This is a genomic window from Roseburia sp. OM04-10BH, assembly GCF_003462605.1.
In the GTDB taxonomy this organism is placed as follows: domain Bacteria; phylum Bacillota; class Clostridia; order Lachnospirales; family Lachnospiraceae; genus Roseburia_C; species Roseburia_C amylophila.
Map to the genome: position 1 here is coordinate 152,657 of NZ_QTZI01000002.1, position 15,081 is coordinate 167,737.

The 15,081-nt window shown below is 40.7% G+C and carries 11 protein-coding genes and 1 other RNA gene; all 12 read right to left on the reverse strand.

All coding sequences use genetic code 11. The annotated features are described in order from the left end of the window. Nucleotides 1-40: 40 nt before the first annotated feature. The 12 genes from DXB43_RS03140 to DXB43_RS03195 all read right to left on the reverse strand — a co-directional run bounded on the left by DXB43_RS03140 (nucleotide 41) and on the right by DXB43_RS03195 (nucleotide 14,992). Nucleotides 41-1,048, reverse strand: coding sequence for a PIN domain-containing protein (locus DXB43_RS03140; protein WP_117946730.1), 1,008 nt, complete (start codon nucleotides 1,046-1,048; stop codon nucleotides 41-43). Then, nucleotides 1,045-2,571: a type I restriction-modification system subunit M gene (locus tag DXB43_RS03145; RefSeq protein WP_117946732.1), complete on the reverse strand. Its 1,527-nt coding sequence runs from the start codon at nucleotides 2,569-2,571 to the stop codon at nucleotides 1,045-1,047. Before DXB43_RS03145 ends, DXB43_RS03140 begins: the two co-directional genes overlap by 4 nt. Before the next feature lie 202 nt (nucleotides 2,572-2,773). Continuing rightward, nucleotides 2,774-3,117: a transfer-messenger RNA gene (gene ssrA / locus DXB43_RS03150) on the reverse strand. Nucleotides 3,118-3,219: 102 nt separating this feature from the next. Then, nucleotides 3,220-3,687, reverse strand: a complete 468-nt coding sequence (gene smpB, locus DXB43_RS03155; protein WP_022242388.1) for an SsrA-binding protein SmpB — start codon at nucleotides 3,685-3,687, stop codon at nucleotides 3,220-3,222. Further along, on the reverse strand, nucleotides 3,668-5,833 hold the full coding sequence (gene rnr / locus DXB43_RS03160) for a ribonuclease R (protein WP_117946734.1): 2,166 nt from the start codon (nucleotides 5,831-5,833) through the stop codon (nucleotides 3,668-3,670). The genes smpB and rnr overlap by 20 nt, the downstream gene beginning before the upstream one ends. A 141-nt stretch (nucleotides 5,834-5,974) precedes the next feature. Beyond that, nucleotides 5,975-6,214 carry a preprotein translocase subunit SecG gene (secG, locus tag DXB43_RS03165; RefSeq protein WP_022242390.1) on the reverse strand — a complete coding sequence of 80 codons (240 nt, stop codon included), beginning with the start codon at nucleotides 6,212-6,214 and terminating at the stop codon, nucleotides 5,975-5,977. Nucleotides 6,215-6,326: 112 nt separating this feature from the next. Further along, nucleotides 6,327-7,592 carry a phosphopyruvate hydratase gene (eno, locus tag DXB43_RS03170; protein ID WP_117946736.1) on the reverse strand — a complete coding sequence of 422 codons (1,266 nt, stop codon included), beginning with the start codon at nucleotides 7,590-7,592 and terminating at the stop codon, nucleotides 6,327-6,329. A gap of 84 nt (nucleotides 7,593-7,676) precedes the next feature. Further along, nucleotides 7,677-9,110, reverse strand: coding sequence for an adenylosuccinate lyase (gene purB, locus DXB43_RS03175; protein ID WP_022242392.1), 1,434 nt, complete (start codon nucleotides 9,108-9,110; stop codon nucleotides 7,677-7,679). 130 nt (nucleotides 9,111-9,240) lie between these two features. Next, on the reverse strand, nucleotides 9,241-10,686 hold the full coding sequence (purF, locus tag DXB43_RS03180) for an amidophosphoribosyltransferase (protein WP_117946738.1): 1,446 nt from the start codon (nucleotides 10,684-10,686) through the stop codon (nucleotides 9,241-9,243). Between the two features lie 21 nt (nucleotides 10,687-10,707). Beyond that, nucleotides 10,708-11,580: a phosphoribosylaminoimidazolesuccinocarboxamide synthase gene (locus DXB43_RS03185; RefSeq protein WP_022242394.1), complete on the reverse strand. Its 873-nt coding sequence runs from the start codon at nucleotides 11,578-11,580 to the stop codon at nucleotides 10,708-10,710. A gap of 417 nt (nucleotides 11,581-11,997) precedes the next feature. Beyond that, entirely contained in the window at nucleotides 11,998-13,539 is a 1,542-nt protein-coding gene (gpmI, locus tag DXB43_RS03190; RefSeq protein WP_117946740.1) for a 2,3-bisphosphoglycerate-independent phosphoglycerate mutase, read from the reverse strand. Nucleotides 13,540-13,579: 40 nt separating this feature from the next. Next, nucleotides 13,580-14,992 carry a CapA family protein gene (locus DXB43_RS03195; protein ID WP_147422398.1) on the reverse strand — a complete coding sequence of 471 codons (1,413 nt, stop codon included), beginning with the start codon at nucleotides 14,990-14,992 and terminating at the stop codon, nucleotides 13,580-13,582. Between the last annotated feature and the right edge of the window lie 89 nt (nucleotides 14,993-15,081).

Genomic DNA, 15,081 nt, shown 5'->3' on the forward strand with positions numbered 1-15,081 from the left:
TCTCTTTCAAATTTATCCAACAATTACTTCATTAAAATAATTACTCTAATACTATAAAATCAGATATATTACAGTCTGCCATCGTTAAATTCTCATAATGATTTGTTAATAATACATCATCATTAAAGTCATAATAAATATCAAACTGTCTTTCTCCCATAATTTTATACATATCTCTATTCTTGTATTTTGAATAATACATTTTAATTTCTATCTCAACCTTATATAATATCCTATTATGTATCTTTATATCATTACAATTTATTATATTAACTTTTTTCACTTCAAAATCCGATATTACATCTCCGTCACTCCACTCAGTATCTCCCATAAGCAAATCATATAATATCTCGTTGTCATGACTCATACACATCTCTATTCTCTCATTAAGTTGTGATGAAAAAGTCTTTACCATTTCATTTTTATTGCAAAGTGTAGTAAGTCTTTTTATTAACTCATTTTTTTGTTCTATATATATTTCATCTCTGAAATCTTCTTTAAATTCTTTTCTTAGTGCATTGCTTGCCAACAAACTATCATTACAATAAAACACGATAATATCATTAATATGTTTTTCCTTATATTCTTTTATGGATTCCCAAATCAATACATCTTTAAATCCTTTATCACTATGCTTCTCTTTTCCTTCAAATGGAGGTGCTTTTTTTATCGCTCTTGATATTATATTACCGAGCTTGTCCGAATTAGGAAAATCCACGACGTCTACTTCAACAATGCCTTTTTGTATTTCCATTATTGCTTCCTTAAATATTTTTTCTAAATATTCTCCATAGTTAAAAGCTCTATCATATTGCAGATTTGGCATGCTTACATTTTCAAGTCTTTTATTCAATCCATCAAACATTTCTAATTGTTGTTGGTATAATTCATTAAGTACCATTCGTGGCAACAATAGCTTAATTTCTGTATAAATATCATTTGCTTCTATCTCTTCAATGATTTCTTTTAATTTAGTAACGAATAATGCCTTATCTAATTGTTCGTTTCTATTATATAAAACATTAGTATCAATAAATACATCTATCATATATTATACCCAATCGCTCCCAGTTTCTTACGAATCTCTTCCTCAAGTTTGTGAGACTTAGCAAACATATCAGAAAGTTCAGATGTCAGGCGACTCATTTTTTGTTCAAAAGGTTCCCCATCATCCTCTACTTCTTCAATGCCAACATACCTACCTGGTGTAAGAATATAGTCCTGTTTTGCAATATCTTGAATATCTGCTATTGCACAGAAACCTTTTACTTCTTCAAGTGTTCCATTATGAAAATCTTCAAATGTTTTTGCTAATTTATCAATATCTCCAAGACTGCCATCTTCTTGAATACCTTCCGTAAAATCTCTATGCTTGCGGTCAACCATATGTCCCATCTTACGGGCATCTATAAAAAGTGTTTTGCCTTTCTGCTTTTTATTCTTACTGATAAACCAAAGAGTTACAGGAATTGTTACGCTGTAAAACAACTGAGTAGGTAATGCAACAATACCTTCTACAAGGTCATCCTCTATAATATTTTTTCTTATTTCACCTTCGCCTGATGACTGAGAAGATAACGCACCATTAGCAAGTACCAATCCAATTTTTCCATTTGGTGCGAGATGATAAATCATATGCTGAATCCACGCATAGTTGGCATTTCCTGCTGGTGGTGTTCCATACTTCCAGCGCTTATCATCTTTTAATTTATCCTGTCCCCAGTTAGAAAGATTAAACGGTGGATTTGCCATAATGAAATCTGCTTTCAAGGTAGGGTGCAAATCATTAAAAAATGTATCAGCCTGATAAGGGCCAAAGTTCGCATCAATTCCTCGGATAGCCATATTCATTTTAGCCATTTTCCAAGTATCAGCATTTGACTCCTGACCATATACAGAAATAGAATCTCTGTTTCCTCTGTGCGCTTCAATAAAATCTGCTGATTGTACAAACATACCGCCAGAGCCACAACATGGATCATATACACGACAGTTATCGTAAGGTTTAAGTATAGCTACGATTGTTTTAACAATACTTTCCGGAGTATAGAATTCACCACCCTTAACACCTTCGTAAGCCGCAAATTCTTTGATACAATATTGATATGTTTTTCCTAGTAAATCCTTATTTTCCTTTGTGTTGTCCATATCCATATTTGTGAATAAATCAACAACATCACCCAATACTCTCTTATCCAAATCAGGACTTGCATAATTCTTAGGCAATACATTTTTAAGAGATGTATTTTCTTTTTCGATAGCTCTCATTGCCTCATCTATAACAATTCCAATTTCAGACTTATGTGCTGAAGAAGCTATTTTATCCCAACGAGCTTCTTCCGGCACAAAGAATATATTTTCTTCTACATAAGCATCTCTATCATCCTCAAAGCCTTCACCTTCCTCAACAAGTTCTTCATATCGTTTCATAAAAGCACTCGAAATGTAGCGAAGAAATATAAGGCCTACAATCACCTTTCGGTATTCTGCTGCTGGAATGTGCCCCCACAAGACACAAGCCGCATCCCATATTTGTTTTTCAAATCCAATGTTAGCATTATTTTCTGACATTTATAATTTCCTTCCTATCTCCTATTGTTAATGTTCTATCTCCACAATTTCCAGTTTCATATTTTCAATCTGTACTACATCCTAAAAAACGGTACCGTATATCATCTTCATACACAGTACCGTTTTTTCACTTTTTGTGATACATCAAACAATATTCTCATATATGATAGTATCATATATGGTGTTCGCCTACGTTCACGTTTAGTGGACTAGACGGGAGTCGAACCCGTGTCCAAAAACCAATCCCCTGTCCTTCTACGAGCGTAGTTCATAATTTGACATTCCCTCTGCAATTCCGGTATGAACACCGTAACTGTTTCAGTAGCTTCATCATACGCCCACGGGTTCAAAGCTTTGCCCATGTCGTTTCTCACATAGTCGAAGCCTGGGTCCTAAAGTGTGAGTGCTCTAGGTCAGACTGCTGCCATTAGGCAGCGTAAGCTAATTTATTATCGTTAGCGTTTAATTTTAAGTTTGGAATTTAACGCATCACCCTGCGGCTCGCTTCTCCAGCTTCATAATCCCTGTCGAAACCTTTACTAGCCCTTATATATTTATTCTATTATAACCTGCCTCCGCTATTCCTGCAAGAGGCAAAGATAGAACCACTGTTTGTATTGCCATTAACTGACAATTTTTATCCGCCTATTAACCAAGATTTCTTACTTTGAAATCCCGCTCTGCTTCACGGCGCATATCTTTCTTTGCAATATCATTCCGCTTATCATAAAGCTTCTTACCTTTTGCAAGCGCAATCTGGACTTTTACCAGACTTCCCTTGAAATATACTTCCACCGGAACAATGGTATAACCTTTTTCCTTAATCTTCTGCTCTAATTTACGAATCTCGTTTTTGTGCATCAGAAGCTTCTTCGGACGAAGCGGATCACGGTTAAAAATGTTTCCCTTTTCATATGGGCTGATATGCATACCATATATGATGACTTCCCCATGTTCAATGTGTATGAAAGACTCCTTGATACTGCATTTTCCCATACGGAGTGATTTTACTTCTGTTCCATGCAGGCTAATTCCTGCCTCATAAAGTTCTTCCAAGAAATAATCATGTCTTGCCTTCTTATTATTGGCAATCATCTTAATCGATTCTTTTCCCATTCTTCATTTCTCCTGTTCCTGTTGCCTCTGCCAATTCAAAATCGATGGTTCTTACAATTTCATCCACACCGATTACCCGGATATATACCTTCTGTCCCAGCTTGTAATGGCGGTTTGTTACTTCGCCCACCAGTTCAAAAGTGTCTTCAAAATACTGATAATAATCATCGGTAAGACTGGTTACATGCACAAGCCCTTCCACGGTATTTGGCAATTCTACATACATTCCATAGGATGCCACACCGGAAATAACGCCTTCATAAACTTCTCCGATATGCTCTGCCATATACTGTGCTTTTTTCAGCTTCTCAGTCTCACGCTCTGCCTCATCTGCCCGACGTTCTGTTTCGCTGGAATGTTTGGCTACTTCCGGCAGAATCGTTTCGTAATGCGCCATCCGCTTATGATTCATCCTGCCCCGCAATGTTTCCTTGATGATACGGTGTATCTGTAAATCAGGATAACGGCGAATCGGCGATGTAAAATGACAATAGCAGCTTGCTGCCAGTCCGAAATGTCCGGTGTTCTCTGTGGTATATTTTGCCTGTTTCATGGAACGGAGGGTCAGCCGGCTGATTAATGCTTCCTCCGGTGTTCCTTCGATTTTTCCTAACAGCTTCTGCAATTCCTTCGGGTGAATTTCCTCCTGGCTAATATGCAGTGTATATCCGAAATTTCCGATTAATGTTGCAAGTTTTCGGATTTTTTCTTCGTCCGGTGTCTCATGGGTACGATAGAGAAATGGTATCTCCTGCCAGAAAAATTCCTGTGCCACCGTCTCATTGGCAATCAACATGAAATCTTCAATTAATTTTGTAGCTGTATTTCTGTCATATGGCTTGATTTCCAATGGTCTGCCATTTTTATCCAAAAGGATTTTCGTTTCCGGAAAATCAAAATCAATCGAACCGCGTTTCATACGATTCCCTCGAAGCAGTGCTGCCAGCTCTCCCATTTTTTCAAACATCGGAACCAGTTCCCGATACGCTGCAATTGTTTCTTCGTTATGGTCTTCTAAAATTTCTTTTACCGCTGTATAAGTCATTCTGCGGTCAATTTTTACCACAGACTCTGCAATTTTATGGTCAATGACCTTGCCCTTCGGGTTAATGGTCATGATGCAGCTCAATGCCAGCCGGTTCTCTCCTGCATTCAGGGAACAGATTCCATTGGACAATGCATGGGGCAGCATAGGAATCACGCGGTCAACGAGATATACACTGGTTCCGCGGTTCAATGCCTCCACATCCAGTGCACTATGCTCCTGCACATAGTTGGACACATCTGCAATATGCACACCCAGAATATAATTTTCTCCATCCATGGTAAGAGATACCGCATCATCCAAATCTTTGGAGTCTTCTCCGTCGATTGTCACCATCTGCCAGTCCCGCAAATCTTCCCTGCCTGCCATATCAGCCTCACTGACTTCTTTGGCTACATTTTCCACCTGTTTCATAATCTTCGGTGCAAATTCTGTCGGCAGGTCAAAGCCTCTTACAATGGATAAAATATCTGTTCCCGGGTCATTGATATGACCAAGTATTTCAACAATTTTTCCTTCCGGTTTCTTACCGTTTTTACCATAATCGGTAATCTCAACGACAACTTTGTGTCCATCTACTGCTCCTTTGGAGCGTTCGATTGGAATAAAAATATCCTGCGCCAGCTTCTGGTTATCCGGCACCACAAATCCGAAGTTCTTACTGCTCTGATAAGTTCCGACAATCTGATGCAGACCTCTGGATATAATTTTTATAATTCTGCCTTCCCGGCGTTTTCCGGTCTTCTGCGGATTTACTGCAACAGTTACAGTGTCCATATGCATGGCTCCGTTGGTATTCTCCTCCGGGATATAGATATCTTCCTCTTCACCCTCTACCGTCACAAAGCCAAAGCCTCTGCTGTTTCCGGTATAAACACCGGTTAAGAATCTTCCGGAAGCCTTTACATATTTGCCCTTCTGGGTCAGCTCTACCTTGCCTTCTTCCAACAAAGCATCCAAAACCGCATGCAGCTCTTCCCGCTGCTCTTTGGATACCTGCAGAATCATTGCAATCTCTTTGGCTTTCATCGGGACATATAAGTCATCACAAATAAACTCATATACAATTTTCTTTCTTTTTTCCAGTGCTTCTCTATCCATTCTTTTCTTTCCTATTTTTTCTCGCTGCTCATGAAACAAAGAATGTGCCTTGTCACATTCTCGCGGAGCTTTTTTACTTTACAGAAAAGCAATTCCTGTAAAGTAAAAAAAGCTGTCGTTCACACGACAGCTCTTTGGTTCTTAGAAACTTCCAATATTCAGTACGATGGAAATTAACAGGAATAAGATTACCAGTACTCTGGTTACCTTTACCAACATTCCTTCCATAGAACGACCTTTATTCTTGCCCCAATAAGTATCAGCTGCTCCGCTGATTGCTCCAAGTCCTGCGGACTTACCTTCCTGAAGAAGAATAATTACTGTCAATGCGATACATATAATAATAAATACAACTGTTAAAACCGTTTTTAAAACTGCCACGAATGACACCTCCTGTGGATTTATAATACTCGTAACTTTGACAGTATATCATACACACGGACAAATTACAACCACTTATTTCGCATTTGTATTGAAATTTTGCTGAAATATATTACGATTCTTCGATCCGAATCAGACGATTATATTTTGCCGTCCGCTCGCCACGGCACGGTGCTCCGGTTTTAATCAGGTCACTGCCAAGCCCTACTGACAAATCCGCTATGGTCGTATCCTCGGTCTCGCCGCTCCGGTGGGACATGATGGTCTCATAGCCATGTTCTTTTGCCATGCGGATGGCTTCCATAGTTTCTGAGAGCGTTCCAATCTGGTTTGGCTTAATCAGAATCGCATTACCGCATCCCATGGAAATTCCTTTATTCAGGCGCACCGGATTCGTGACAAATAAATCATCGCCTACCAGAATCACTTTATCTCCCACTTTTTCTGTCAGACGTTTCCAGCCATCCCAATCCTCTTCGTCCAGTGGGTCTTCAATGGAATAAATCGGAAAACGGCGAATCATCTTTTCCCAATGAACAATCAGTTCATCCGTGCTATAACGCTTGCCGGATTTTGGCAGATAATATTCTCCCGGAGCATTGCCTTTCCATTCACTGGCGGCTGCATCCAGAGAAATCATAAACTGCTTGCCTCTGCCACAGCTGTACCCTGCTTTGGTAATGGCTTCCATAATAAGCTGAATGGCTTCCTCCTCATTTGCAATGTTCGGAGCAAAGCCGCCTTCATCTCCCACTGCCACAGACAACCCACGGTTCTTTAATAATTTTTTCAAATGATGATAGACTTCTGCACACCAGCGGATTCCTTCCGTAATGCTGTCGGCTCCAATTGGAAGTATCATAAATTCCTGAACATCCAGATTGTTATCGGAATGTGCGCCGCCATTTAAAATATTCATCATCGGCACCGGAATCGTCACTGCATTTACGCCGCCCACATAGCGGTAAAGCGGCATCTGTAATGCTTTTGCCGCTGCTTTAGCACAGGCTAAGGACACACTTAAGATTGCATTGGCACCAAGGCTTCCTTTGTTTTCTGTTCCATCCAGTTCCAGCATCAGTGCATCTAGATTTTCCTGCCGCAATACGTTTCTGCCTATCAGTGCTTTTGCAATTCTTGTATTTACATTTTCCACCGCCTGCTGCACACCATTTCCACCATAACGCTCGCCGCCGTCTCTTAATTCAATGGCTTCAAATTCTCCAGTGCTGGCTCCGGAAGGTGCTGCCGCCCGGGCAGTCGACTTCTTTCCGGTTGTCTCTGTCTCCACAGTTACTTCTGTTTCTATTGTGGGATTTCCTCTGGAATCTAATATTTCTCTTGCATGGATTCGTGTAATCGTCATTTTTACAGCCATAAAAAAATCTCCTTTTGAAAATATTCTGAATTAATAGTTCAGTATCTCCAAAAGAAGATTTTTTATTCTTTCGAAATAATTCGATTATACGTTAATCTCGGCTGTCATACCAAGAATCTCTTTGTTGTCATCCAAAATCGGCTGTACCACATTCTTTAAGAAGGCATCTACTTGAATTGGTGCTCTTCCTACATATTTTGCAGGGTCCATATTCTGCTTCAGCTCTTCTAAGGTTGTATGGAATGCAGGTTCTGCTGCAATCAGCTCAAGAAGGTTATTCTCTTTACCCTCCTGTTTTACATTTTTGCCTGCTTCCATGGAAAGTACACGAATCTTCTCATGTAATTCCTGACGGTCACCACCAGCTTTTACAGCATCCATCATAATATTTTCAGTTGCCATAAACGGAAGCTCGCTCATCATGTGTTTGTAAATAACTTTTTCATATACAACAAGTCCGTCTACTACATTTAAGCAAAGGTCTAAGATTCCGTCGATTGCAAGGAAGCCTTCCGGAATGGAAAGACGCTTGTTTGCAGAGTCATCAAGAGTTCTCTCAAACCACTGGGTTGCAGATGTAATTGCCGGGTTTAATGCATCAATCATGACATAGCGGGAAAGGGATGCAATACGTTCACTACGCATTGGATTTCTCTTATATGCCATTGCAGAGGAACCAATCTGGCTCTTCTCAAACGGTTCTTCCACTTCTTTCAGGTGCTGCAGAAGACGGATGTCATTGGACATCTTATGTGCACTTGCTGCGATGCCTGCTAAAATGTTGGCAACTCTGGTATCTACTTTTCTGGAATAGGTCTGTCCGGATACTGCATAGCACTCCTTGAAGCCCATTTTCTGTGCAATCATTGGATCAATCTTATCGATGGTTTCCTGATCTCCGTCAAAAAGCTCCTGAAAGCTTGCCTGTGTTCCTGTGGTTCCCTTGGAACCTAAAAGTTTCAGGCTGCCTAATACATAATCTAAGTCTTCCAAATCCATAATAAATTCCTGGCACCACAGTGTTGCACGTTTTCCAACGGTAGTTGGCTGTGCCGGCTGGAAATGGGTAAATGCCAATGTCGGCTGATTCTTATATTTATCTGCAAATTTTGCCAGTTCTGCAATGACATTTACTAATTTCTTACGAACCAGTTTTAATGCCTCTGACATAATGATGATATCGGTATTATCTCCAACGTAGCAGGAGGTTGCTCCTAAATGGATGATTCCTTTTGCTTTCGGACACTGTACGCCGTAAGCATATACATGGGACATAACATCATGACGGACTTCTTTTTCTCTTGCCTTTGCCACATCATAGTTGATGTCATCCTTGTGTGCCTTTAATTCGTCAATCTGTTCCTGTGTAATATCAAGTCCAAGTTCTTTCTCGGTTTCTGCCAGTGCAATCCAAAGTCTTCTCCAGGTACGGAATTTCATATCCGGGGAAAAGATGTACTGCATTTCTTTGCTGGCATAACGCTCTGATAATGGGCTGTTATATCTATCGGTACTCATATGTGTGCTCCTTTTTCTTAAAATAATATAAATAAATTACACAGTGCTCCGCTCGGTTGCCGGTGCAGGCTGTTTCATGCAATCATGAACATCCTGCCCGGCAACCGGATGACTGCTGTGTCAGTCTGCTTTATCGCTCATAGTCACCACGAATATCCTCTTTTGGCGGCTCCATCGGATATTTTCCGGTAAAGCATCCTTTACAGATTGGAAGTCCTCCTACCAGCTGCTCCAGACGCTCTATCTTTAAGTATCCCAAAGAATCTGCACCGATTATCTTCCGGATATCTTCGATGGTTCTGTTATAGGCAATCAACTGTTCCCGCTCCGGAATATCGGTTCCAAAATAACATGGCCATAAGAATGGCGGGGAACTGATTCTTACATGCACTTCTGTGGCACCGGCTTCTTTTAACATATTTACAATACGGTCAGATGTGGTTCCACGCACGATGGAATCGTCAATCATAATGATACGCTTGCCACGGACTGATTCTTCCAGTACATTTAATTTTACTCTTACGCTGGATTCTCTGCTGCTCTGCTTTGGTTTGATGAAGGTTCGTCCCACATAACCATTTTTTACAAAAGCAGTTCCATATGGAATTCCGGACTGCAGGGCATAACCCTGAGCTGCTGCATTTCCAGACTCCGGTACTCCTACTACCAAGTCTGCATCTACCGGTGAATCCATTGCAAGGAAACGTCCTGCCTGGATACGGGATGCATAAACGCTGACCCCGTCAATATGGCTGTCCGGTCTCGCAAAATATATGTATTCAAAAATACAACGTGCTTCCTGTTCTTTTGGAAGACACATAGTCATATCAGACTGAATGCCGCCTTCTGGTGAAATTGTTACCACTTCTCCCGGCAATACGTCTCTGACATACTCTGCATCAATGGTCTCCAAGGCACAGGTCTCAGAAGTAATGATATAAGCATTGTCACGTTTTCCGATTACAAGGGGTTTGAAGCCATATGGGTCTCTTGCGCCAATCAGCTTACGAGGGCTGGCTACAACCAGAGCATAAGCTCCTTTTAACTTCTGGCAGGCTCTGCGTACTGCTTCCTCGGCTGTCTTGGAATTCAGACGCTCTCTTGCAATGTGGTAAGCAATTACCTCAGAATCAATGGTGGTCTGGAAAATTGCTCCGGTATATTCCAAATCTTTGCGAAGCTCCTTTGCATTGATGAGGTTTCCGTTGTGTGCCAATGCCAGCGTACCTTTTACATAATTCAATACCAGCGGCTGTGCATTCTCACGGGTGGAAGAACCTGCAGTGGAATAGCGGACATGACCGACTCCAATATCACCCTTCATTGCTTCTAACTGTTTTCCGGTAAATACTTCGTTTACCAGTCCCATATCTTTATAGGAAGTAACTTTTCCCTTTGGTCCGTTTGTCTCACTTACTGCAATACCACAGCTCTCCTGTCCTCTATGCTGTAATGCAAACAGACCATAATAAATACTGGAAGCCACATCATTTCCGTCAAAATCATACATGCCGAAGACGCCACATTCTTCATGCAGTCCGTCCCATGGGCTTTCCTTTAATTCATTGTTATTCATAGGGTTCTCCTGACTATATTTTTAAGCAAATTTCTTACCGGTCAGTAATTCAAATGCTTCTTCGTATTTCTCAATTGTCTTCTTAATTACTTCATCCGGAAGGAGATAATCGCTGTCTGGATTTGCTTTTAACCAGTCTCTTACAAACTGTTTGTCATAAGAAGGCTGTCCCTGTCCCGGTTTATATCCTTCTAATGGCCAGAAACGGGAGCTGTCCGGTGTCAGCATCTCATCACCTAAAACTACATTTCCATTCTCATCGAGACCAAATTCAAACTTGGTATCTGCAATGATGATTCCTTTGCTTAATGCGTATTCTGCACATTTCTTGTAAAGTGCGATAGTATATTCTTTAATCTTTTCTGCATACTCAGCACCCTTGCCCGGGAATGCTTTCTCTAATACGTCAATACTCTGTTCAAAAGAAATATTCTCGTCATGGTCACCAATCTCAGCTTTGGTACTTGGTGTGTAAATCGGCTCAGGTAATTTATCGGATTCTACAAGTCCTTCCGGTAATTTGATTCCGCAGACGGTTCCGTTCTCTTTGTAGCTTGCCCAGCCACTTCCGGTAATATATCCACGAACAATACATTCGATTGGAATCATTTCCAGTTTCTTGCACATCATGCTGTTGCCATCATATTTCTCATTCTGGAAAAATTCCGGCATATCTTTTACATCAACGGAAAGCATATGGTTTGGCACGATATCCTTTGTAAAATCGAACCAGAATCTGGACATCTGTGTCAGAATTGCGCCCTTATTGGTAACCTTATTCTTTAAAATATGGTCAAACGCTGAAATTCTGTCTGTTGCAACAATGATAAGGCTTTCTCCATTATCATATACTTCTCTTACTTTTCCTTCTTTAAATGGTTTAAATTCCTGCATACTGCTTTTGTCCTCCATTTTATGCTTTCGCAAATTTTTGTTATGATAAAAAACACTACTGGAAAATTATAATACAGTGCCTTTTAGAAAGTCAATGAATTTGGGCGAAGTGCGCCTTTTGCCCCATATAGAAAAATGAGCGAAATTTATTAGTTTTTTTGTCTAATATTTTCTATTTATAAGTATTATTAATATATGTGTCGGAAAATACTTATCTATAGCAAAAGATTCTGTACCTTACACTTGAGATACAGAATCTTTTTATTTACGCGAGTAGCGAGAAAAAATCTGCGAGAAAAGAAGGAGCCAGGCTTGCCTGAGCGAGCTTCTTTTCTCAGCAGATTTTGGCGAGCACCGCGATAACTCGAGAAACTCGCAAAGCGTGTTTCTCGTAGTTTGCATTTCGCCCTTACGGTCTTATTTTTTGATTAACAAAGATTTCCCTGTCATTTCTTTTGGCTGTTCCATTCCCATCAGCTCGATTAATGTAGGAGCGATATCTGCAAGACATCCACCCTCTCTTAAACCGTATGCAGGGTCTGCATTTACCAGAATGAATGGTACCGGATTGGTAGTATGTGCTGTAAATGGTTCGCCTGTTTCATAATCGATTAACTGCTCTGCATTTCCGTGGTCTGCGCAGATGAACATCTGTCCGTCAACCTCTTTTAATGCTGCAACAGCTTTGCCTACGCACTCATCAACTGCTTCTACTGCCTTGATTGCTGCAGCCTGAACTCCGGTATGTCCAACCATATCCGGGTTAGCAAAGTTGATTATGATTACATCATATTTTTCAGATTTGATGGCATCTACTAATTTATCACATACTTCGTATGCACTCATTTCCGGTTTCAAATCATAGGTTGCTACCTTTGGAGATTTTACCAGAATTCTTTCTTCGCCTTTGTTTGGCTCCTCTACACCGCCGTTGAAGAAGAAGGTTACATGAGCATATTTCTCAGTCTCAGCGATTCTTGCCTGAGTCTTGCCATTGTCTGCAAGGAACTGTCCAAATGTATTGGTAAGTTCTACCTTGTGGAATGCAACGGTTTTGTTCGGAATGGTTCCATCGTATTCTGTGAAACATACATAAGTTACGTTCTTTCTTGTGCCTCTGTCAAATCCGTCGAACTCATCTGCACAGAATGCTCTGGTAATCTCTCTTGCTCGGTCAGGACGGAAGTTAACGAAGATAATGGTATCGTTATCCTGTACGGTTGCAGTTGGAGCACCATTTTTCATAATTACAGTCGGAACTACGAACTCGTCTGTTACATCTTTTGCATAAGATGCATCAATTGCTGCAACAGCGCTGTCTGCTGTCTCGCCAACACCTTCTGTAATTGCTTTATATGCTTTTTCTACACGATCCCAACGGTTGTCACGGTCCATTGCATAGTAACGTCCGTTGATGGTTGCGATTTCACCAACACCGATTTCTTTCATTTTTGCTTCCAGCTCTTCGATAAATCCTTTTCCGGAAGTAGGTGCGGTATCACGGCCGTCTAAGAAGCAGTGTACATATACTTTGTCTAAGCCTTCTTTTTTTGCCATTTCCAGAAGTCCGAATAAATGTGTAATGTGGCTGTGAACTCCACCATCGGATAATAATCCATATAAATGAAGTGCAGAACCGTTGTCTTTTACATTTTTCATGCCGGCAAGCAATGCTTCATTTTTAAAGAAATCTCCATCTTCGATTTCTTTGGTAATTCTGGTTAATTCCTGGTATACAATTCTTCCTGCACCCATGTTCATATGTCCTACTTCGGAGTTACCCATCTGTCCGTCCGGAAGTCCTACGGCAAGTCCGCTGGCATTTCCTTTTACCCATGGATAATCTTTCATCAGTGCATCAATGTTTGGCTTGTTTGCCTGGGCTACTGCATTACCCTCAGTTTTGTCATTCAGACCAAAACCATCTAAAATCATCAATACGGTTGGTTTTTTACTCATGTTTTTTCCTCTTTTCTTTAAAATCTTCTATTGAAACGGATTACTCCGTTGCTGTCACATAACCATCATCATCTATGGTAATTCCCACGGAAAGGGATTCCATAAAATCAAAAATACGTCTTTTCTCACTTTCATCTGTCACCAGTGAGGTCTTGTAATTCTTCTGTATACACGGCAGAAACCGGAAATCAATAGTTCCGTCATCCCGGATGATTACCTGGGATAAGCCGGTATCTAATGTTGACGCCGAAAACCAGAAATTGCCAAGACTGTAGATAATCGGCACGCCATCCATATATTCCATGCCCTGCAGGCAATGGGTATGTCCGCCGATAATGACATCCACACCGGCTTCCACAAACTGTTTTGCAAGAGCCACCTGGTCGGAACCAAAATAGTTATTTCCTTCTGTTCCCCAATGTACAAAAGCAATCACATAATCGCTGTTGTCTCTTGCTTCTTCTATTACTTTCAGAAACTTGTCCGGATTTAAGGTCTTTAACACGCCCGGTGTCGTCTCAGTTGCTTCCTTCGTATAATTTAAAGAGCGTTCAATCTGTGTAGCTGATACAATTGCTATTTTCTTTCCATTTGCCACAAAATATACCGGACACATGGCATCCTTTAAATCTTTTCCTGCTCCTACATACGGAATTCCTGCTTCTTCCAGTGTATCTATGGTATCAATCAATGCAGCTTCGCCATAGTCATAGACATGATTATTGGCAAGACTGACAATATCTGTTCCAAATGTTTCCAATAATGCGACACGCTTTGGATCTGCCCGGAAAGTATAATCCTTGCCGGCTAAAGGTTCCCCTCTTGTACTGTAGGTGAACTCATTGTTTATCATCATAATGTCTGCATTATTCATTTCCTGCAATAAATCTTTGGAAAAGCAGTCATTGATTCCATTTGGCTGTCCATCCATGTGTTCCGTTGTGCCCCAGCCTTCTGCAAAATTAATATCGCCGGTAAAATCCAGCACAATCTCATCCTCAGAGCCGCATGCCTTCCAGTAAACCTGCTGCAAATCCTCTTCATTCATGCCGGTATCCTGACAATAAAGAAGCCACAGCACATGTATGGAATTTCCGGTCTCTTCGTACCAGACATTTACATTCTGGTCTTCCTGAGACTCCTGTGCAATATTTAATACTGCTTCTTTTCCGTAATTGGCATAAACCCAGTTTAAGAAACTTTCGTCAATCCGATAATCCCCGATAAATTCTTTGCTGCAGGAATCCAGCAGTGCTTCGTATGCATCATCCAAATCTTCTATCACCAGCTTCTTCGTCTCTGTAGAGACTTCTTCTGTTTCCGTCACTGCATATTCTATTTTCTCGCTGCTTTCCGGTTCTGCATTTACCTGCGCTTTCCTGTCACATCCACTGCAAACCATTCCAAACAACAATATTCCTATCCCTGCCATCTGCAAAGCTTTTCTTCTCAAATCGGTATCCTCGCTCAACTCCTCTTTCGTCTCTTGTGTCCTGCTTTATTGCCGATAACATTATACACTATCTTTCTTTTTCTAACAAT